Source organism: Bacteroides caecigallinarum, from assembly GCF_016902295.1.
GTDB classification, from domain to species: domain Bacteria; phylum Bacteroidota; class Bacteroidia; order Bacteroidales; family Bacteroidaceae; genus Phocaeicola; species Phocaeicola caecigallinarum_A.
Window position 1 is genome coordinate 17,919 of sequence record NZ_JACJLQ010000031.1, and the last position, 21,364, is coordinate 39,282.

15 protein-coding genes, 1 tRNA gene and 1 pseudogene are annotated in these 21,364 nt (G+C 41.8%); 16 read left to right on the forward strand and 1 reads right to left on the reverse strand.

Translation table 11 applies throughout. The features are described from left to right. Nucleotides 1-178: 178 nt before the first annotated feature. On the reverse strand, nucleotides 179-1,735 hold the full coding sequence (locus tag H6A27_RS10745; protein WP_204508675.1) for an IS1634 family transposase: 1,557 nt from the start codon (nucleotides 1,733-1,735) through the stop codon (nucleotides 179-181). A gap of 102 nt (nucleotides 1,736-1,837) precedes the next feature. Between H6A27_RS10745 and H6A27_RS10750 the strand changes: the two are divergent. The 16 genes and pseudogenes from H6A27_RS10750 to H6A27_RS10825 all read left to right on the forward strand — a co-directional run. Further along, nucleotides 1,838-3,391, forward strand: a pseudogene (locus H6A27_RS10750) (zinc-dependent metalloprotease); the annotation flags it as partial. 156 nt (nucleotides 3,392-3,547) lie between these two features. Continuing rightward, nucleotides 3,548-4,177 carry a hypothetical protein gene (locus H6A27_RS10755; protein WP_204404736.1) on the forward strand — a complete coding sequence of 210 codons (630 nt, stop codon included), beginning with the start codon at nucleotides 3,548-3,550 and terminating at the stop codon, nucleotides 4,175-4,177. A 63-nt stretch (nucleotides 4,178-4,240) separates the two neighbouring features. After that, nucleotides 4,241-4,831, forward strand: a complete 591-nt coding sequence (locus H6A27_RS10760) for a uracil-DNA glycosylase family protein (protein WP_204404737.1) — start codon at nucleotides 4,241-4,243, stop codon at nucleotides 4,829-4,831. A 70-nt stretch (nucleotides 4,832-4,901) separates the two neighbouring features. Further along, nucleotides 4,902-4,974: transfer RNA gene (locus H6A27_RS10765), tRNA-Trp, on the forward strand. 452 nt (nucleotides 4,975-5,426) lie between these two features. Further along, nucleotides 5,427-6,572: an aldose epimerase family protein gene (locus H6A27_RS10770; RefSeq protein WP_420867857.1), complete on the forward strand. Its 1,146-nt coding sequence runs from the start codon at nucleotides 5,427-5,429 to the stop codon at nucleotides 6,570-6,572. Nucleotides 6,573-6,605: 33 nt separating this feature from the next. After that, nucleotides 6,606-8,351: a sodium:solute symporter gene (locus H6A27_RS10775; protein WP_204508677.1), complete on the forward strand. Its 1,746-nt coding sequence runs from the start codon at nucleotides 6,606-6,608 to the stop codon at nucleotides 8,349-8,351. 65 nt (nucleotides 8,352-8,416) lie between these two features. Further along, nucleotides 8,417-9,094, forward strand: coding sequence for an NUDIX hydrolase (locus H6A27_RS10780; protein WP_204404740.1), 678 nt, complete (start codon nucleotides 8,417-8,419; stop codon nucleotides 9,092-9,094). Between the two features lie 21 nt (nucleotides 9,095-9,115). Continuing rightward, a complete protein-coding gene (locus H6A27_RS10785; protein WP_154044070.1) occupies nucleotides 9,116-9,805 on the forward strand; it encodes an L-ribulose-5-phosphate 4-epimerase in 690 nt (229 codons plus the stop codon). Between the two features lie 58 nt (nucleotides 9,806-9,863). Next, a complete protein-coding gene (gene araA, locus H6A27_RS10790; RefSeq protein ID WP_154044071.1) occupies nucleotides 9,864-11,390 on the forward strand; it encodes an L-arabinose isomerase in 1,527 nt (508 codons plus the stop codon). Nucleotides 11,391-11,510: 120 nt separating this feature from the next. After that, on the forward strand, nucleotides 11,511-13,109 hold the full coding sequence (locus H6A27_RS10795) for a xylulokinase (protein ID WP_204508678.1): 1,599 nt from the start codon (nucleotides 11,511-11,513) through the stop codon (nucleotides 13,107-13,109). Nucleotides 13,110-13,289: 180 nt separating this feature from the next. Then, the gene (locus H6A27_RS10800; RefSeq protein ID WP_154044073.1) at nucleotides 13,290-15,305 is read left to right on the forward strand and encodes a transketolase family protein; all 2,016 of its coding nucleotides are present in this window, start codon (nucleotides 13,290-13,292) and stop codon (nucleotides 15,303-15,305) included. Next, nucleotides 15,305-15,739, forward strand: a complete 435-nt coding sequence (gene rpiB, locus H6A27_RS10805; RefSeq protein WP_154044074.1) for a ribose 5-phosphate isomerase B — start codon at nucleotides 15,305-15,307, stop codon at nucleotides 15,737-15,739. The genes H6A27_RS10800 and rpiB overlap by 1 nt, the downstream gene beginning before the upstream one ends. A gap of 139 nt (nucleotides 15,740-15,878) precedes the next feature. After that, the gene (dnaB, locus tag H6A27_RS10810) at nucleotides 15,879-17,441 is read left to right on the forward strand and encodes a replicative DNA helicase (protein ID WP_204508679.1); all 1,563 of its coding nucleotides are present in this window, start codon (nucleotides 15,879-15,881) and stop codon (nucleotides 17,439-17,441) included. Nucleotides 17,442-17,532: 91 nt separating this feature from the next. Continuing rightward, complete coding sequence (gene pheT / locus H6A27_RS10815) at nucleotides 17,533-19,995, forward strand: phenylalanine--tRNA ligase subunit beta (RefSeq protein ID WP_204508680.1); 2,463 nt, start codon at nucleotides 17,533-17,535, stop codon at nucleotides 19,993-19,995. 39 nt (nucleotides 19,996-20,034) lie between these two features. Next, the gene (locus H6A27_RS10820; protein WP_204404743.1) at nucleotides 20,035-20,766 is read left to right on the forward strand and encodes a YebC/PmpR family DNA-binding transcriptional regulator; all 732 of its coding nucleotides are present in this window, start codon (nucleotides 20,035-20,037) and stop codon (nucleotides 20,764-20,766) included. A 91-nt stretch (nucleotides 20,767-20,857) separates the two neighbouring features. Continuing rightward, nucleotides 20,858-21,097 carry a TIGR03905 family TSCPD domain-containing protein gene (locus H6A27_RS10825; RefSeq protein WP_204392230.1) on the forward strand — a complete coding sequence of 80 codons (240 nt, stop codon included), beginning with the start codon at nucleotides 20,858-20,860 and terminating at the stop codon, nucleotides 21,095-21,097. The last annotated feature ends 267 nt before the right edge of the window (nucleotides 21,098-21,364 follow it).

Consider the following 21,364-nt stretch of genomic DNA (forward strand, 5'->3'; position numbering starts at 1 on the left):
TAAGTAAAAAGGTGGAAATCATGACAGAATATTCAGAAAAAGACTTAAACTTTGCACTCGATGCAATTCAGGACCCTGAGATTAGAAAATCCGAAGAGTTCAAACAATGGCTGACAAAAGAAGAGAATAGACAGCTATTAATAGAGCTTATGGCCGGCAAAGAAGCCACCCGACTTCGTCAACGCGTACCCCAAAATTCATCCGTGAACAGTGGAGCGATATGTTGATGCCGTTTCATAAGCATAGTTCTGTTGATTGTTTGCTTGTTCTGAGGCAATGTAATCTGTATAGTCACTATAGTTTTAGCAAGTTCGATCACCTTGTCCACACTCATATTTATGCCGGATAGCTTCAGCAGACGCTCCAATTCCTTGTAAACTTTCAAGGCCACGAAGCAGATACAGACATGGGCTTCTATCCTGCGCCTTGTAAAGTGAAACATTGGTCTTATCTCAATCTTTGATTTTGATATGCGGAAGGCTCTTTCAACATGCCATAGGTTATGGTAGGCTGCATACACGTCATTTACTGGTATATTCGTATTGGTAAGGTATCCTTTGAGACCATCCCATTTCGCATCTTTCTCCAGTTTCTCGTAATTGATGGTCACTTTTACATCCCCTTCCATTTTCAGGAACTTGTTGTATCCACGCTTGTTGATATTGTCTTTTGTAAGCGTACCTCTATGGTATGCCTTCTCCAGACGGCGTATCCCTTTCTCCCGGTTATAAGCATCCTTTCGGGCACGGTCTTCCGTATATCCGACCAATAACCTCCGTCCGTTGCCTTTATCGTATTCAACCATCTGACAGTCTGTCTTAGGCTGCTCCAGTATCCATTCCTGTATCTTTTTGCTCTCATTTTTGATTTTCGCACCGATGATATACTTGTAACCGTTTGCTTCAAGGTCGGCTATATTATCGTTATTCATCAATCCTGAGTCAGCCACCACGATAAAATCTTCCAGCTCATATTTCCGGACAAATTCCGTCACTACCGGAAGCATCGTGTGTCCCTCGTACTTGTTGCCCTCATGGATGCAATACGCAAGCGGATAGCCGCCAATGCTGACCAACAGTCCCAATATAATCTGAGGGTTCTGATGACGCCCTTCCTTGGAGAAACCCGTTTTGCGAAGCTCGTCCTCATAGTCCGCTTCAAAATAGAGTGTGGTGACATCATAAAACAGCACACCGATATGACCGCCTAAAATCTTCTTTGTGTGAAGGACGCTTATGTCCTGAACTATCTTATGCTGGTTATCGCTTAGTTTGTCTAAATAACGATAGATCTTAGACAGGCTGACATCTTCATCAAAATGATTCTTCAGATACTCCACTGTGGCAGATTTGCTTGCAGGATAAGACAAGCGCGCTTTTACAAGTTGGCGGAACACCTCATCATCTATCCTGTTGAATCCCACGTTGTCAAAGACACGGTCAAGTATCAGGTCCGCTCCATTGATGGAGATGTTGGTTATGCACGAAAGCATCTGTTCGGCACTCAGAAGTTCTGCCTCACACTTCTTACGTTCCTCACCGAAAAGATCCAGCCGTGGATGGCGGCGTTCCTGTTCCGCATCTATCCATTTACGACCTTTCATTATGAGAGAATCTATCTCTTCTTGGGTACGTGCTATACCTATAGTGGTAAGCTCCTTATAATAACCTGAAATCTTTTCAGCTACAACGATACTTACAGTACCTGACCGATTCTTTTTTCGTTTGATAAACATACAAAAATGCTTTGCGTACCCCAAAATCAGGGTATGCAAAGTTACAAAACATTATTTATCAAGATATTATAAATTTGATGTTTTTATAGTGACGAAGTCAGGAAAAAGCAGATTGTATATTACATAGACCCTGCCACTCCTAAAAAATGGGTTAAATACCTCAAGGCCGGTGTTGAGGACTGGAATGTAGCATTCGAGGCAGCAGGCTTCAAAAACGCGATTGTAGCAAAAGAATGGCCTGACGACCCAAGCATGAGCCTTGACGATGCAAGATACAGCGTTATACGTTATCTTCCGTCAGAGACACAAAATGCGTACGGACCTCGAATTGTTGACCCACGCAGCGGCGAAATCATTGAAAGCCACGTATGCTGGTATCACAATGTCATGAACCTGCTGAAAAAATGGTATATGGTTCAGTGCGGACCGCTTGACAAGCGCGCACGCACAATGGAATTCGATGACGAGCTGATGGGAACTCTTATACAGTTCGTATCAAGTCATGAAATAGGACATTCCATAGGCCTGCGTCATAACATGGTTGCAAGCTATGCTACTCCTGTTGAGAAACTTCGTGACAAAAAATGGGTTGAAGCAAACGGTCATACAGTTTCTATAATGGACTATGCCCGTTTCAACTACGTGGCACAGCCGGAAGACAACATTTCCCCTAAAGGATTATTCCCAAGGATTGGAATATATGACAATTGGGCTATCGAATGGGGATACAAGTACAGACCTGAATTTAAGGACAGCTTCAAGGAAAAGGAAGTTATGCGTGCAGAGACCACAAAAAGGCTGAGAAACGACCACCGTTTGATGTACCTCGGCGACGAAGGTAAGGGAGACGACCCGAGAAGCCAAAGCGAAGACCTGGGCGACAACAGCATGAAGGCAAGCGACTATGGTGTAAAGAACCTCAAAAGGGTTATGGAAAATATCATGGAATGGACTAAACAACCGGACGGACAGTACGAATACCTGACCGATATCTACAATTCCGTAAAAGGACAATTCGTAAGATACACATGGCACGTACAGAAAAATATCGGTAGAAGATATACAAACAACTTGCCTGACCAAAACCTGTTTGCTCCATACCCTAAGGACAGACAGAAAGAAGCGATAGACTGGTTTGGAAGAAACGTGTTCACAGCTCCTCTATGGCTATATCCTGAAGAGGTAACAAGCAACATCAGAAAGATTGATGCTATAAACGAAATTAAGGAAACACAGAATTCTGTAATCCAACTGCTAATTTCTCAAGGAATGATATATAAGATGCATGCAAGTTCTGTTTTCTCTTCCGAGCCATATCCCGTCGATGAATATCTTAACGACGTATTCAATGCCGTTTGGAGACCATTGGACAATAAAGATGAAAGAATAAATTATTTCACAAGACAGCTTGAAAGAATATACGTTGGATGCATAAAAAATATTCTATGCCCTGACCAAACCGATAAAGAGAATAACACGTTCAAACGTTCGGATGCAATATTATACGTTGAAGACCATCTTGACGACATAGAAAGCTTCATCGATAAACAGCTTAATATATATACTTCCGATGATGATTTCAACCACAAACATTTCGCCTATTTGAAAAAAGAAGTGAAAGGTATTAAAAAGGAATACTATTCCAACGACAAATAATAATTGTCATAAAAAATCTTACAAGGTGTAGCTGATGTTTTTTCGTCATGCTACACCTTTTTTATATTATTATACATACATTGTAGTCAATACACTTTAAAATCAATTTATTTCACTATATTTGCACTCTGTAAAAACAAATAAAAAATTTTAAACATGAGTATATTTTCTAAATTGTTCGGTAAAAAAAATACCGAAAACGCAGAAGAGCCGGTCAGAGTAGGCGGCATGGAAGATTTCATGACACTTATACGAGTTTACTACCAGGCTGTAATGGCTTCACAAATGGGTATAAGCAATATCAACTTCCTTCCAGACTTGGCTGTATTCAAACGTACACTTAAAGTGCCTACACAAAACAACAAACTTGGTATAGCCGAAAAGTCACGCTGCAAAAGAATGCTGGTTGATATATATGGACTTAACGACAGCTTCTTCAAGGAAATAGATGCGTCCGTAAAGAAAAACTGCAGGAACGTAAATGACATCAAATCATACCTGTTTATGTTCCAGGGCTTCAGCCAAGACTTGATGATGGTCATCGGTAACTTGATGCAATGGAAATTCCGTATGCCGAGCGTATTGAAAAAGATGCTTCGCAATATGACAGAAAAGGCTATTGATGATATTCTAAACAAAAATAACTGGAAAGACGACGGAGTCCGTAAAACTTGCAACAATATCCGCCAGTACAAACACGCATTAGGATATTCACAAGAATGGATGAGCGAATATGTTTACAACATCGTGCTATTAGCCAAAAAAGAACCTAAACCAAAAGCATAAATTACATAAATCAGCTTAAGGCGGAGTTGGTAACCAACCCCGCCTTTTAATTTTTCCATATATATGTACACATCTAACAATATTGAACAGCATCCGCTGGAACCATTTCTCCCTTCCAACGCCTCTGTATTAATGTTGGGCAGTTTTCCTCCACAACGCAAAAGATGGAGCATGGACTTCTTCTACCCTAACCTTCAGAACGACATGTGGAGAATATTCGGATATATTTTCTTCAATGACAGAGAATATTTTCTCACAGAAAACAAAAAAGCATTCAACAAAACTCTTCTTGAAGCATTTCTTAAAGAAAAAGGCATTGCATTATACGACACAGCCTCATCAGTAATAAGACTTCAGGATAATGCTTCGGATAAATTCTTGGAAGTTGTTGAACCTACAGACATAGGTCTTCTATTAAAACAAATTCCTCAATGTAAAGCCATCATAACTACCGGACAAAAAGCCACTGATTTAGTTTGTGAATATTTTTCTGTAAAACAACCTGCTATAGGCAACAAAACAGAAATCAATTACCTCGACAGGCAACTTTTCCTTTATAGGATGCCATCGTCAAGTAGAGCTTATCCGTTAAAGCTCGAAAAAAAATCAGAGCTATATGCACAGGCTTTCAATGACTTAAATATTCTACACTAAAAAAATAAATTTTTTATCTAATAAAACCCTTGCAAAAACGAAAAATAATAGTACCTTTGCATCCGCAAACACGGGAATAGCTCAGTTGGTAGAGCATCGGTCTCCAAAACCGAGTGTCGGGAGTTCGAGCCTCTCTTCCCGTGCAGAAATAAAAAGCTGTAACTCAAAAGTTACAGCTTTTGCCGTTTTATACCCGGGACGAAATCGGGACGGTAAATTACTATTTTCATCATTAGATACCAATAAGATGAATTCAATCTCCCCCTTCATCTCTGTACAATAAAACTAAAAAAGATTTAACCTGTACTCCATTAAATTCTTATCAAAAAGAAAAAAACAATTAACACATTCAAAACGACCTGTCATTCGAATCAAAATAACAAGGCGTTTTGAATCGAATGACAGGTCGTTTTAATTCGAACAAAATATCTTCCTATAATACAGAAAAACAAGATAAAACTCTAACGAAAAGATTTTAAGTGTAAAAATAACACTTTAATGTTGTATAACATATAAAAATCAGAACAACGTAACGATATAAGTGTTACTTTTACACCGTAAATTAATTTATCCTACAAATGATATAATGAGAAACATGAAAAAGTCATTATTAAGCATGGGGGCAGCAATCTTATTGCTTAGCGGATGCGCCTCACAAGAGAAAAAAATCGAGTTGACATTATCCGGTTTAAATCCGGCCAGTTTCGAAACTACTATCGACGGTAATAAAAAAACCGGACTTTACAAGCTGACAAACAGCAACGGAATGGAGGTTTGCGTTACCAACTTTGGCGGTAGAATTGTATCCATTATGGTTCCAGATAAAAATGGAAATATGACAGATGTTGTTCTTGGTTTTGACAACATTAATGACTATCAAAATATTCCAAGCGATTTCGGAGCAAGCATCGGAAGATATGCCAACCGTATCAACAAAGGTAAAATCACTATCGACGGACAGGAAATCCAACTCCCTACAAATAACTTCGGACACTGCCTGCACGGAGGTCCTACCGGATGGCAGTATCAGGTTTATGAAGCAAACCAGACTAATGACAGCACTATCGTTCTTACCATGAATTCAGCCGATGGTGATAACAACTTCCCTGGCAATGTAACCGCCAATGTTACTTATACTCTTACCGGAGACAATGCTATTGACATTAAATATAATGCTACAACAGACAAGACTACTGTAATAAATATGACAAACCACTCATATTTCAATCTCAGCGGAGATATGTCAAAACCTGCAACAGACCATATCCTATATGTAGCTTCGGATAGCATAACTCCAGTAGATAGCACTTATATGACTACAGGAGAAATGATGGCCGTTAAAGACACTCCTTTCGACTTCAACACGCCTAAAACAATTGCTCCGGACGTAACAGCTTTTGACAATGAGCAGGTTAAGTTTGGAAACGGTTTCGACCACAACTGGGTCTTGTCTACCAAAGGCGATGATACAAAGGTTGCAGCCAAACTTACAAGCCCTACAAGTGGCATAACACTTGAAGTTTATACCAACGAACCGGGAATTCAGGTATATACAGGAAACTTCCTGACTGGCGAAGTAAAAGGAAAACACGGTGTAGCATATCCACAGCGTGCTTCTGTATGTCTTGAATCACAACATTATCCTGACAGTCCTAACAAGGCTCAATGGCCTTCAGTAATCCTCAAACCAGGAGAAAAATACTACAGCCACTGCATTTTCAAATTCGGAGTTGAAAAATAACATATAGTATAATATCATAAAAACACTTTTATCATGAATTGGAGTTCAAAAGAATTTATTTGGTTGGACTGGGCTGTTCTGGTCATAGGTATTTTAGGAGTAGCATGGGCTGTTTGGCGTGCAGTACGTAAGGACAAGCTTGCAATGCAGGGAGCCGACAGTCAGGATTATTTGTTTGGAAAAGGTGAACCATGGTACGTTATCGGTGCTGCAATCTTTGCAGCCAACATCGGTTCAGAACACTTGGTAGGACTTGCAGGTACAGGAGCAAAAGACGGTGTAGGTATGGCACACTGGGAAATGCAGGGTTGGATGATTCTTATTTTGGGATGGTTGTTTGTTCCATTTTATCAGTTATTGAACAACAAAATGGGCAAGATTATCACTATGCCTGACTTCCTGAAATATCGTTATACTCAGAGAACGGGTTCATGGTTGAGTATCATCACATTGATTGCATATATTCTTACAAAAGTCAGCGTTACAGCTTTCACAGGCGGTATCTTCTTCGAATATCTGCTCGGCCTTCCTTTCTGGTGGGGAGCTTTGGGACTGATTGCCATTACTGCCGTATTTACAGTATTGGGAGGTATGAAAGGAGTTATGACAATGTCTGCTATTCAGACACCTATCCTTATCATAGGCTCGTTCCTTGTACTATTCTTAGGATTATCTGCACTTGGACATGGAAGCATTGTAGATGGATGGAGCAACATGATGGACTATGCACGTTCTGCTCACGACGGTTACGGAATCAACCATATGTTCCACTGGGACGAAGGCGATCCTATGTATCCTAAATTCCCCGGATTTGCAGTATTCATCGGAGCATCTATCATCGGTTTCTGGTACTGGTGTACAGACCAACATATCGTTCAGCGTGTTCTTGGACAGCAGAAAGGTGAATCGGACGATGTAGTTATGAAACGTGCACGCCGCGGTACAATCGCTGCAGGTTACTTCAAACTGCTTCCTGTATTCATGTTCCTTATCCCTGGTATGGTAGCTGTGGCATTGGCACAGGACCCTAATAGCGGTATCGTAATGGACCTTAACAACCAGCACGACACAGACGGCGCATTTGCCATGATGGTGAAGAACATCCTTCCTGCAGGTGTGAAAGGTCTGGTAACAATCGGTTTCATCTGTGCATTGGTTACATCACTTGCAGCATTCTTCAACAGCTGTGCGACACTGTTTACAGAAGACTTCTACAAACCTATGCGTCAGGGTAAGAGCGAAGCACACTATGTATTCGTTGGTCGTGTAGCTACAGTGGTAGTAGTTATCCTCGGTTTGCTCTGGCTGCCTATCATGATGAACATGGACAACCTATACAGCTATCTGCAGGACATCCAGTCTCTGTTGGCTCCAGCCATGGTAGCAGTGTTCACATTGGGTATCTTTTCTAAGAGAATCACTCCAAAGGCTGGTGAATGGGGTCTTATCGGCGGTTTCATCATCGGTATGGTAAGACTAGTTACAAACGTAATAACAAAGAGTGGTACAGCAACTATGGAAGGAGCATTTTGGGATGCAACAGCATGGTTCTGGCAGACTAACTGGTTGATTTTCGAAATCTGGTTGCTGGTATTCCTTATCTTACTGATGGTGGTTGTATCATGCTTTACTCCAAAACCATCCGCACAACAGATTGAAGCTATTACATTTACAGACAGTTACAAAACACTTATCAGAAAAAGCTGGAATAAATGGGATGTTATCGCAACACTCGGAGTATTCTTGCTTTGCGGATTATTCTACGCATATTTCTGGTAAAAAGACAAAATATTGTTCTACATTTGTAATATATAAATGTAGGACAATATAAAAACTGTATTTACATGACTGCTTATTATAAACATAATCCAAAATTTTACGTCGGTATTGACTGTATAATATTCGGTTTCGATAAGGGCGAACTGAATCTCCTGCTACTAAAGAGAAATTTTGAGCCTGCCAAAGGCAAATGGTCTCTAATGGGCGGATTTATTCAGGAAAACGAAAGTGCTGATGATGCCGCAAAGCGCGTATTAAGTGAATTGACCGGATTGGAAGATGTTTACATGGAACAAATCGGAGCATTTGGTGATGTTGGCAGAGACCCTGGAGAAAGGGTTATCTCACTTGCTTATTACGCACTTATCAACATTAATGAATACGACCGTGAACTCGTCCAACAGCACAACGCTTATTGGGTTAATATAAATGAGGTTCCAGAACTGATTTTCGACCACTCGGAAATGGTTCGCATAGCCAGAAAAAAGATGAAGGAAAAAGCTTCAAACAAACCCATAGGGTTCAATTTGCTCCCCGAATTGTTTACTCTGACACAATTACAAAACCTCTACGAAGCTATATATGGCGAAGCTATGGACAAAAGAAACTTCCGTAAACGTATTGCCGATATGGATTTTATAGAAAAAACCGACAAAATAGACAAAACAGGATCTAAAAGAGGTGCGAGTTTATATAAATTCAACGATAAAGCCTACGAGAAAGATCCTAAATTCAAAATTTGACAATAAAAAAACAACTCAGATATGTTAGAAGCATTAAAAGAAAAAGTATTCCATGCAAATCTTGATTTGGTTAAACATGGATTAGTGATTTTCACTTGGGGTAACGTTTCTGCCATTGACCGCGAGTCAGGACTGGTAGTTATAAAACCAAGTGGAGTGTCTTACGACGAAATGAAGGCTGAAGATATGGTAGTGGTTGACCTCGACGGCAACGTAGTAGAAGGCAACCTTCGTCCTTCAAGCGACACCCCTACTCATCTTGTCCTTTATAAAGCATTCCCGGAAATTGGTGGTGTAGTACACACTCACTCTACATACGCTACAGCTTGGGCTCAGGCAGGTCTTGATATTCCTAACATTGGAACAACTCATGCCGATTATTTCCACGAGGCTATCCCATGCACTGCTGATATGACAGAAGAAGAAGTTAAGGGTGAATATGAAAAAGAAACAGGTAACGTAATAGTAAAACGTTTCGAAGGCATGAACCCTGTCCATACTCCTGGAGTTCTGGTAAAAAATCATGGTCCTTTCTCATGGGGTAAAGACGCACACGACGCTGTCCACAATGCCGTAGTGATGGAACAGGTAGCTAAAATGGCAAGCATAGCGTTTGCTGCAAATCCAAATCTTACAATGAATCCGCTTTTGGTTGAAAAACACTTCAACCGCAAACACGGTCCTAACGCATATTACGGACAGAAAAAATAATATTTACAAAACAAATTCCAAAACAATAATAAACTAACCTTTTAATAAAATAAAAATTATGAACGCATTCAGCCAGTATGAAGTATGGTTCGTAACAGGAGCACAGCTCCTTTACGGAGGTGACGCTGTAATAGCAGTAGATGCACACAGCAACGAAATGGTAGCAGGTCTTAACGAAAGTGGCAAACTCCCTGTCAAGGTTGTTTACAAAGGCACCGCAAACTCTTCAAAAGAAGTTGAAGCAGTATTCAAAGCAGCAAACAATGATGAGAAATGTGTCGGTGTAATCACATGGATGCACACATTCTCTCCTGCCAAGATGTGGATACACGGACTTCAGCAGTTGAAGAAACCGTTGTTGCACCTTCACACTCAGTTCAACAAGGAAATTCCTTGGGATACAATGGACATGGACTTCATGAACTTGAACCAGAGTGCTCACGGCGACCGCGAATTCGGACATATCTGCTCTCGTATGCGTGTGCGTCGTAAAGTAGTTGTAGGCTACTGGAAAGAAGAAGAAACTCTCAAGAAAATCGCAGTTTGGATGAGAGTTTGTGCTGCGTGGGCAGATTCTCAGGATATGCTTATCTTGCGTTTCGGCGACCAGATGAACAATGTAGCCGTTACAGATGGTGACAAGGTTGAAGCTGAACAGCGCATGGGATACCATGTTGACTACTGTCCTGTAAGCGAACTGATGGAATATCACAAGAATGTAAAAGACGAAGAAGTTGAAGCATTGGTTAAGACATACTTCAATGAATATGATCATGATGCAGAAATTGAAGACAAATCAACTGAAGCATACCAGAAAGTATGGAATGCGGCTAAAGCTGAACTTGCTCTTCGTGCTATCCTGAAAGATAAAGGCGCTAAAGGTTTCACTACAAACTTCGACGACCTCGGACAGACTGACGGTAGCTACTTCGACCAGATTCCGGGTCTTGCTTCACAGCGTCTGATGGCCGAAGGTTATGGCTTCGGAGCTGAAGGTGACTGGAAATCTGCAGCACTTTACCGTACAGTATGGGTTATGAACCAGGGACTTGCAAACGGTTGCTCTTTCCTTGAAGACTATACTTTGAACTTCGACGGAGAAAACAGCTCTATCCTTCAGGCTCACATGTTGGAAGTTTGTCCACTTATCGCTGCCAAGAAACCTCGTCTTGAAGTTCACTTCCTCGGCATCGGTGTACGCAAGAGCCAGACTGCACGCCTTGTATTCACTTCAAAGGTTGGTACAGGATGTACAGCTACAGTCGTTGACCTCGGAAACCGTTTCCGTCTGATTGTAAACGACGTAGAATGCATCGAGCCAAAACCACTTCCAAAACTTCCTGTAGCTTCTGCTTTGTGGAAACCTATGCCTAACTTCGAAGTAGGTGCAGGCGCATGGATTCTTGCAGGTGGTACTCACCACTCTTGCTTCTCATACGATCTGACAGCTGAATACTGGGAAGACTATGCAGAAATCGCTGGCATCGAAATGGTTCATATCAACAAAGACACTACAATCAGCGAATTCAAGAAAGAACTCCGTATGAACGAAGTTTACTACATGCTGAACAAAGCTCTTTGCTAATAAACAAGTCATAATATAAATTAAAAGTGCTCGGCGAGCAATCGTTCGCAGCACTTTTAATTTTTTAAAACTTAAGAGTTCAAAAACTTAGAAACTCGTAAACTTAAAAACTTAAAATCTATGAGTCTTAATGCTAAATCTACAATAGAAAACGGTAAAGCCATATTGGGTATCGAATTTGGTTCAACAAGAATCAAGGCCGTTCTGATTGACGAAGAAAACAAACCTATTGCACAAGGTAGCCACACATGGGAAAACCAGCTGGAAAACGGCTTGTGGACATATAGTATCGATGCTATCTGGAACGGAGTACAGGATTGCTACTCTGACCTTAGAGCCAATGTAAAAAAAGAATACGGAATTGAAATCGAAAACCTGGCTGCAATTGGTGTCAGTGCCATGATGCACGGATATATGGCTTTCAACGACAAAGAAGAAATCCTCGTTCCGTTCCGTACCTGGAGAAATACAAATACTGGCAAAGCAGCTGCTGAATTGTCAGAACTTTTTGTATATAACATCCCTCTGAGATGGAGTATCTCACATCTGTACCAGGCTATCCTGAACAAGGAAGAACACGTAAAAGACATCACATTCCTTACAACACTGGCAGGATACGTTCACTGGCAAATCACTGGAGAAAAGGTTTTGGGTATAGGTGATGCTTCAGGTATGCTGCCTATCGACCCTGAGACTAAGAACTATTCAGCCGAAATGGTTAAGAAATTCAATAACCTTATCAAGCCATACGGATTTAGCTGGACACTCGAGGATATCCTTCCAAAAGTTCTGCTTGCTGGCGAAAACGCAGGTTGCCTGACAGAAAAGGGAGCCAAGAAACTTGACGTTTCCGGACATCTGAAAGCAGGGGTTCCTGTATGTCCTCCTGAAGGAGACGCAGGTACAGGTATGGTAGCTACAAATGCAGTAAAACAACGTACCGGTAACGTTTCTGCAGGTACTTCATCATTCTCAATGATTGTTTTGGAAAAAGATTTGTCCAAACCTTACGAAATGATTGATATGGTGACAACACCTGACGGAAGCCTTGTTGCCATGGTACACTGCAACAACTGTACTTCAGATCTTAACGCTTGGGTAAACCTGTTCAAGGAATATCAGGAACTGATGGGTATGCCTGTTGATATGGACGAAATCTTCGGAAAACTTTACAACAATGCACTAACCGGTGATGCCGACTGCGGTGGTCTGATTTCGTACAACTACTTCTCAGGCGAACCTGTAACAGGACTTGCAGAAGGTCGTCCTTTGTTCATCCGTACTGCCGGCGACAAATTCAATCTTGCAAACTTCATGCGTGCCCACCTGTATGCTTCCGTAGGTGTACTTAAAATAGGTAACGACATCCTGTTCAACGAAGAAAAGATTAAGGTTGACAGAATCACTGGTCACGGAGGTTTGTTCAGAACCAAAGGTGTAGGACAAAGAGTCCTTGCTGCCGCAATCAACTCTCCTATCTCTGTAATGGAAACTGCAGGCGAAGGTGGAGCATGGGGTATCGCGCTTCTGGGTTCATATCTTGTAAACAATGACAAGAAACAGTCTCTGTCCGACTTCCTGGATGAAAAGGTATTCGCTGGAAATACAGGTACAGAGGTAGCTCCTACAGCAGAAGATGTAGCCGGATTCAATAAATACATAGAAGAATACAAGGCTTGCATTCCAGTGGAAGAGGCAGCTGTAAAATACAAAAAGTAACATGTATAAAATACAATAAGTAGCCACTAAACAGCCTGAATGACTGACTTTTCTATAAAAAAGATTAATAAAAAAAGCTGGTATTCAGGTTGTGGTTTACAATAAAAGTTATATTTTTGCTTTCGAAATAAGGAAACAAACCAACAACAATAAAAACATTCAATAAAATATCAATTAACTATGAACAGCAAACAAGTTATGAACCATGCTGCCGACAACATCCGTATCTTGGCAGCTTCAATGGTAGAAAAAGCTAAGTCAGGACACCCAGGTGGTGCTATGGGTGGTGCAGATTTTATCAACGTTCTGTATTCAGAATATTTGCAGTACGACCCTAAAAATCCTAAATGGGAAGGTCGTGACCGTTTCTTCCTCGATCCTGGTCACATGTCTCCTATGCTTTATTCACAGTTGGCTTTGGCAGGTAAATTCACTCTTGACGAACTGAAACAACTTCGCCAGTGGGGTTCACCTACTCCTGGACATCCTGAAGTAGATGTAATGCGCGGTATCGAAAACACTTCAGGTCCACTTGGTCAAGGACATACTTTTGCTGTAGGTGCTGCCATTGCAGCCAAATTCCTTGCCGCACGTACTGGCAACCCAACTTTTGCTAAAGAAACTATCTACGCTTACATTTCTGATGGCGGCGTTCAGGAAGAAATCTCTCAGGGTAGCGGACGTATAGCAGGTCACCTCGGACTTGATAACCTTATCATGTTCTACGACTCAAACGACATCCAGCTTTCTACTGAAACAAAGGATGTAATGACTGAAGATACTGCAATGAAATACCGTGCATGGGGATGGAACGTAATCGAAATCAACGGTAACGACTGCGATGAAATCCGCAAGGCTCTTGATGCTGCAAAAGCTGAATCAAAACGTCCTACACTTATCATCGGTAAATGTATCATGGGTAAAGGCGCACGTAAAGACGACAATTCATCATACGAACACAACTGCAAGACTCACGGCGCTCCTCTTGGCGGTGATGCTTACAAAAATACAATGATTAACTTGGGCGCTGACCCTGAAAATCCATTCGTAATCTTCGACGATGTGAAAGAACTTTACGCAAAACGCGCACAGGAACTTGAAACTATCGTTGCTGCAAGATACGAAGAAGAAAAAGCATGGGCTGCTGCAAATCCTGAAAAAGCCGCTCAGTTGAAAGACTGGTTCAGCGGTGTTGCTCCTAAAGTTGATTGGGCAGGAATCCAGCAGAAAGCTAACGATGCTACTCGTAACGCATCCGCAACTGTTCTTGGTGCTCTTGCTGAACAGGTTCCTAATATGATCTGTTCTTCTGCCGACCTTTCTAACTCAGACAAGACTGACGGTTTCTTGAAGAAAACTCACTCGTTCCAGCCAGGCGACTTCACTGGAGCATTCTTCCAGGCAGGTGTTGCCGAGCTTACTATGGCTTGCTGCTGTATTGGTATGGCTCTTCACGGTGGTGTAATCGCTGCTTGCGGTACATTCTTCGTATTCTCAGACTATATGAAACCAGCTGTACGTATGGCCGCTTTGATGCAGTTGCCTGTTAAGTTCATCTGGACTCACGACGCATTCCGCGTAGGTGAAGACGGTCCTACTCACGAACCGGTAGAACAGGAAGCACAGATCCGCTTGATGGAAAAACTGAAAAATCACCACGGAAAGAACTCTATGCTTGTTCTTCGTCCTGCTGACGCTAAGGAAACTACTGAGGCTTGGAAACTTGCAATGGAAAACACAGATACTCCATCTGCATTGATTCTTTCTCGCCAGAACATCACAGACCTGCCAGAAGGTACAAAATATGCTGAAGCTGCCAAAGGTGGTTACATCGTGACTGACTCTGAAGGTACTCCGGACATTATCATGGTTGCTTCAGGTTCTGAAGTTTCTACATTGGTTGCCGGTGCTGAACTGTTGCACAAAGACGGTATCAAGACTCGTATCGTTTCTGTTCCTTCAGAAGGTTTGTTCCGCAGCCAGAGCAAGGAATATCAGGAAAGCGTAATCCCAACTGGAGCCAAAGTATTCGGACTTACCGCTGGTCTTCCTGTAAACCTTGAAGGTCTTGTAGGTTCTAACGGAAAGGTTTGGGGTCTTGAATCATTCGGTTTCTCTGCTCCTTACAAGGTATTGGACGAAAAATTGGGATTCACTGCAGAAAATGTATATAACCAAGTAAAAGCAATGTTATAATGAAAGTAGTGGGACTGGCATCCGACCATGCAGGTTTCGAACTGAAACAATATGTTAAGCAGTGGCTGGAAGCAAAAGGATTAGAATACAAAGATTTTGGAACTTACACTACAGACAGTTGCGATTATCCTGACTTCGCGCATCCTTTGGCTGAAGCTGTAGAAGCTGGCGAATGTTATCCGGGTATTGCAGTTTGTGGTAGCGGCCAAGGTATTGGTATCACTCTAAACAAGCATCAGGGAATACGTGCCGCTCTTTGCTGGATTCCTGAAATTGCCAAGTTATCACGCCAGCATAATAACGCCAACGTACTTGTTATGCCGGGCAGGTTTATTGATACTGACATGGCAGACAAGATAATGACAGAATTCTTTAATACTGAATTTGAAGGCGGACGTCATCAAAAAAGAGTAGATAAGATTCCTGTAAAATAATCCTTGTCTTATGACATATTTAAAGTAGGAAGGAAGCTCGTACGAAGCTTTCTTCCTACTTTTTTTATTTCTGCATATCATCTTCCTACATTATAAATAGGAAAATCTTATCTTTGCAAAAAATTATACCATAAGATAAATGGCTACTACACAAAAAAGACCAGCACGAACAACAAAGGTAAGCAAAGAAAAGCTTACGGATGAATATGGACACCTTCAGCCTCAGGCTCCGGAACTGGAGAAGGCTGTGCTTGGTGCGTTGATGATTGAAAAGGATGCATACTCGCTTGTTAGTGAAATTCTTAAACCGGAATCTTTCTACGAGCACAGACATCAGCTGATATATGCCGCCATAACAGACCTGGCTATACAGCAGAAACCTATCGACTTGCTTACAGTGACAGAACACCTGCGCTTCAGGGGACACCTTGATGAAGTAGGCGGTCCGTTCTATATCACTCAGTTGAGCGGTATGATGGCATCGTCGGCACATATCGAATACCACGCACGCATCATCGCACAGAAATTCCTGGCCAGAGAGCTTATCACTTTCACCAGCAACATCCAGAAAAAGGCTTTCGACGAGACTGAAGACGTGGATGACATAATGCAGGAAGCCGAAGGACGTCTGTTCGAAATCTCGCAGCAGAACATGAAGAAAGACTATACGCAGATCAATCCTGTGATACAGGAAGCGTATGAGATGCTTCGAACTGCTGCCGCCCGTACCGACGGTTTGAGTGGTCTTGCAAGCGGTTTCCACAAGCTCGACAAGATGACTTCCGGATGGCAGAACTCCGACCTTATCATCATTGCCGCACGTCCTGCGATGGGTAAGACTGCATTCGTGCTTTCTATGGCCAAAAACATAGCCGTAAACAACAAGGTGCCGGTAGCATTATTCTCGCTTGAAATGAGTAACGTCCAGTTGGTCAACCGTTTGATTGTAAACGTGTGTGAGATACCGGGCGAGAAAATCAAGAGCGGTCAGCTCGCTCCATACGAATGGGGACAGTTGGACTACAAGATTAAGGAACTGTATGATGCTCCTCTATATGTAGATGATACTCCTTCACTGTCAGTCTTCGAACTCAGAACAAAGGCCCGCCGTCTGGTGAGGGAACACGATGTGAAAATAATCATCATCGACTACTTGCAGCTGATGAATGCCAGCGGTATGTCGTTCGGCAGCCGTCAGGAAGAAGTCAGCACCATATCACGTTCGCTCAAAGGTCTTGCCAAGGAATTAAATATTCCTATCATAGCGTTGAGTCAGTTGAACCGTGGTGTGGAAAACCGTGAGGGTGTAGATGGCAAGCGTCCGCAGTTGAGCGACCTCCGTGAATCCGGAGCCATCGAGCAGGATGCCGATATGGTTTGCTTCATCCACCGTCCTGAATACTACAAGATATATACCGACGAAAAGGGTAATGACCTACACGGTATGGCCGAAATCATTATTGCAAAGCATCGTAATGGTGCCGTGGGCGACGTGCTTCTGCGATTCCGCGGCGAATTTGCAAGATTCCAAAATCCGGAAGACGAAATGATTGTACCATTGCCTACCGAAGAGAATGCGACACCGGTCATACGTTCGAAGATGAACAAGGGAAATGGCTCCATACCTCCCCCACCGGCAGATATGGCTCCTGTGCAGGATGGAAATCCGTTTAGCGGACCATTGCCTGACGTACCGTTCTGATTTCGCAAAAAAACTTTTACGCAGTCTTGTAAACCAAATATTTATATTAACTTTGCGCATCATTCATAAAAATACATAAAACTATCTATATATGAATATTTCTTATAACTGGCTGAAAGAATATGTCAATTTCGATTTGACTCCAGATGAAGTAGCAGCCGCACTTACCTCAATCGGTCTCGAAACCGGAGGCGTAGAGGAAGTTCAGACTATAAAAGGAGGTCTCGAAGGACTTGTAGTAGGTGAAGTCCTGACTTGCGAGCCTCATCCAAACTCAGACCACATGCACGTCACTACTGTAAACTTGGGACAGGGAGAGCCTGTACAGATAGTTTGTGGTGCAGCTAACGTAGCAGCAGGTCAGAAAGTAATCGTAGCAACTCTTGGAACAAAGCTTTACGATGGCGACGAATGTTTCACTATCAAGAAATCAAAACTCCGTGGTGTAGAATCAAACGGTATGATTTGTGCGGAAGATGAAATCGGTGTGGGAACAAGCCACGACGGTATCATCGTTCTTCCTGCAGACACTGTTCCGGGAACTCCTGCAAAAGAATACTACAATATAAAGAGCGAATACGTACTTGAAGTCGATATCACTCCAAACCGTTCGGATGCATGCTCACACTATGGTGTGGCTCGCGACCTTTATGCATGGTTAATCCAGAATGGCTACAAAGCTGAGTTGAAACGTCCTTCAGTAGATGCTTTCAAAGTAGATAGCAACAATCTGAATATCGACATCGAAGTGGAAAACACTGAAGCATGTCCAAGATACGCTGGTATCGCCATCAAGAACGTAACCGTAAAGGAAAGTCCTGAATGGCTTCAAAACAAACTTCGCCTTATCGGTGTTCGCCCTATCAACAATATCGTCGATATCACAAACTACATACTTCATGCATACGGACAGCCAATGCACTGTTTCGATGCAAACAAGATTAAAGGTGGCAAAATAGTAGTAAGAACATGTGCTGAAGGTACTAAGTTCGTTACACTTGACGAAGTGGAACGTACTTTGTCTGAACGCGACCTTATGATTTGCAACGCAGAAGAACCGATGTGTATTGCCGGAGTATTCGGTGGCCTTGATTCAGGTACAACTGAGGCTACAACTGACGTATTCCTCGAAAGTGCATACTTCAACCCAACATGGGTTCGTAAGACAGCACGCCGTCACGGACTGAGCACAGACTCTTCATTCCGTTTCGAACGTGGTATCGACCCTAATATCACTATCTATGCATTGAAGGAAGCTGCAATCCTGGTAAAAGAACTTGCAGGCGGTGAAATAGCTTCTGAAATCAAGGACAACTACCCTGCTCCTATTGCTGATTTCGCTATCGAACTTTCATACGATTATGTAAATACACTTATCGGAAAGGTTATCACTGCAGAAACAATCAAGAGCATAGTAAGCAGTCTTGAAATGAAGATTGTGAACGAAACAGCAGAAGGTCTTTCTCTTCTTGTTCCTCCTTACCGTGTTGACGTACAGCGCCCATGCGACGTAGTGGAAGATATCCTCCGTATCTATGGATATAACAATGTAGAGATTCCTACTAGTCTGAAATCAAGCATCAACGTCAAAGGTGCTGAAGACAAGTCTGTAAAACTTCAGAACATCGTTTCTGAACAGCTCGTAGGATGCGGATTCAATGAAATAATGAACAACTCGCTTACTGCTGCTGCCTATTACGAAGGACTTGAAACTTACAAGCCTGAAAACCTGGTTCGCCTGATGAACCCATTGAGCAACGACTTGAACGTAATGCGTGCAACTCTGCTGTTCGGTGGTCTTGAAAGCATCCAGCACAATGCAAACCGCAAGAATGCAGATTTGAAATTCTTCGAATTCGGTAAGTGCTACCACTTCAACGAAGAAAGGAAGAACCCTGAAAAAATTCTTGCTGCATATTCTGAAGAACTTCACCTCGGTATGTGGGTTACAGGTAAGCGCGTAAGCAACTCATGGGCACACGCAGACGAAAATTCTTCTGTTTTTGAACTTAAAGCATACGTTCTCAATATCTTCCGTCGTCTTGGTGTAAACTTCGGTGGTCTTGTATTCGGAAATCTTACAGACGATATCTACTCTGTAGCGATATCTGTACATACTCGTGGAGGAAAATTGTTGGCTACATTTGGAGTAGTAAGCAAGAAGATTCAGAAAGCATTCGATATCGACAATGAAGTTTATTTTGCCGACATCTGCTGGAATGAACTTATGAAATCAATTAAGGGCAACAGAGTAACTTACAAGGAAATATCTAAATTCCCTGCTGTTAAACGTGACCTTGCATTGCTTATCGACAAGAAAGTACAGTTCGCTGAAATCGAAAAGATAGCTTACGAAACAGACAAGAAACTCCTGAAATCTGTTGAACTGTTCGATGTTTACGAAGGCAAGAACCTCGAAGCAGGTAAGAAGAGTTACGCTGTAAGCTTCATGCTTCAGGATGAAAATGCCACTCTGAACGACAAGCAGATTGACAAGTTCATGCAGAAACTTATCACTAATTTGCAGAACAAGCTTGATGCTAAATTGAGATAATAATACAATAATAAAAATAACATATAAAATTATAAACCAATGGGAAGAGCGTTTGAATATAGAAAAGCTGCCAAATTGAAAAGATGGGGTCACATGGCTAAGACCTTTACACGTCTGGGTAAACAAATCGCAATTGCTGTAAAAGCAGGTGGTCCTGAACCTGAAAATAACCCTACACTTCGTTCTATCATCGCTGTCTGCAAGCGTGAAAATATGCCGAAGGACAACATTGAACGTGCTATCAAGAATGCTCAGGGTAAAGACCAGAGCGACTACAAGAGCATGACTTACGAAGGATATGGTCCTCACGGAGTTGCCGTATTCGTTGATACTCTTACTGACAACACTACTCGTACTGTAGCAGACGTTCGTTCAGTATTCAACAAATTTGCCGGTAACCTTGGAACTACAGGTTCACTTGCTTTCTTGTTCGACCACAAGTGTGTGTTCACTTTCAAGAAGAAAGACGGTCTTGACATGGAAGAACTTATCCTCGACCTTATCGACTACAACGTAGAAGATGAGTACGACGAAGATCCGGAAGAAGGAACAATCACTATCTACGGTGACCCTAAGAGCTACTCTCTTATCCAGAAACACCTTGAAGAATGTGGTTTCGAAGATGTCGGTGGTGAATTCACATACGTGCCAAACGATTTGAAAGATGTTACTCCAGAACAGCGCGAAACTATCGACAAGATGGTAGAACGTCTTGAAGAATTCGACGATGTGCAGAATGTTTACACTAACATGAAGCCTGAAGAAGAGTAATTATTCTTAATGATACTTACAAAAACAGATTTCGCATAAAGTTTTCTTCGTGTGAAATCTGTTTTTTTATAACCCGATAAAAACAATAACGATGAAAATAAACTACAGAACGCAAGGAACATGCAGTTCATTTATCGAAGTTGAAGTAGAAAACAACAAGATTAAGGAAGTAAGCTTCACTGGCGGATGTAACGGAAATCTTAAAGGCATCTGCTCATTAGTAAAAGGAATGGAAGTAAATGAAGTTATTTCCCGACTTGAAGGTATCCGTTGCGGAAACAAAAACACTTCATGTCCAGACCAGCTTTGCAAGGCTTTGAAAAGCATGTAATACAACTCAAACTATATAAAAAATAAAGCAATGACTCTTATACACAACAATAGGTGTCATTGCTTTTCGTTTTATATATCCATTCTCATTATCTGTTTTCAGCAGTATCACTATTACCTTTTTGTAACAAATACAATTTTCATATAATAATATATTGAAAATAACCCGTTGGCGGAATTAAATTAGCGCATATTTAACTTTGCCAATGGGTTTGTTGTTTTTATAGTTGATGTATTGTAGGATTGTAAGTGCGCTAATCTTCCCTAT

Bases quoted from the DNA above. Each gene is read 5' to 3' on its own strand.
- H6A27_RS10745 (WP_204508675.1), bottom strand. From the start codon at position 1,735: ATGTTTATCAAACGAAAAAAGAATCGGTCAGGTACTGTAAGTATCGTT.
- H6A27_RS10755 (WP_204404736.1), top strand. From the start codon at position 3,548: ATGAGTATATTTTCTAAATTGTTCGGTAAAAAAAATACCGAAAACGCA.
- H6A27_RS10760 (WP_204404737.1), top strand. From the start codon at position 4,241: ATGTACACATCTAACAATATTGAACAGCATCCGCTGGAACCATTTCTC.
- H6A27_RS10770 (WP_420867857.1), top strand. From the start codon at position 5,427: ATGAAAAAGTCATTATTAAGCATGGGGGCAGCAATCTTATTGCTTAGC.
- H6A27_RS10775 (WP_204508677.1), top strand. From the start codon at position 6,606: ATGAATTGGAGTTCAAAAGAATTTATTTGGTTGGACTGGGCTGTTCTG.
- H6A27_RS10780 (WP_204404740.1), top strand. From the start codon at position 8,417: ATGACTGCTTATTATAAACATAATCCAAAATTTTACGTCGGTATTGAC.
- H6A27_RS10785 (WP_154044070.1), top strand. From the start codon at position 9,116: ATGTTAGAAGCATTAAAAGAAAAAGTATTCCATGCAAATCTTGATTTG.
- araA (WP_154044071.1), top strand. From the start codon at position 9,864: ATGAACGCATTCAGCCAGTATGAAGTATGGTTCGTAACAGGAGCACAG.
- H6A27_RS10795 (WP_204508678.1), top strand. From the start codon at position 11,511: ATGAGTCTTAATGCTAAATCTACAATAGAAAACGGTAAAGCCATATTG.
- H6A27_RS10800 (WP_154044073.1), top strand. From the start codon at position 13,290: ATGAACAGCAAACAAGTTATGAACCATGCTGCCGACAACATCCGTATC.
- rpiB (WP_154044074.1), top strand. From the start codon at position 15,305: ATGAAAGTAGTGGGACTGGCATCCGACCATGCAGGTTTCGAACTGAAA.
- dnaB (WP_204508679.1), top strand. From the start codon at position 15,879: ATGGCTACTACACAAAAAAGACCAGCACGAACAACAAAGGTAAGCAAA.
- pheT (WP_204508680.1), top strand. From the start codon at position 17,533: ATGAATATTTCTTATAACTGGCTGAAAGAATATGTCAATTTCGATTTG.
- H6A27_RS10820 (WP_204404743.1), top strand. From the start codon at position 20,035: ATGGGAAGAGCGTTTGAATATAGAAAAGCTGCCAAATTGAAAAGATGG.
- H6A27_RS10825 (WP_204392230.1), top strand. From the start codon at position 20,858: ATGAAAATAAACTACAGAACGCAAGGAACATGCAGTTCATTTATCGAA.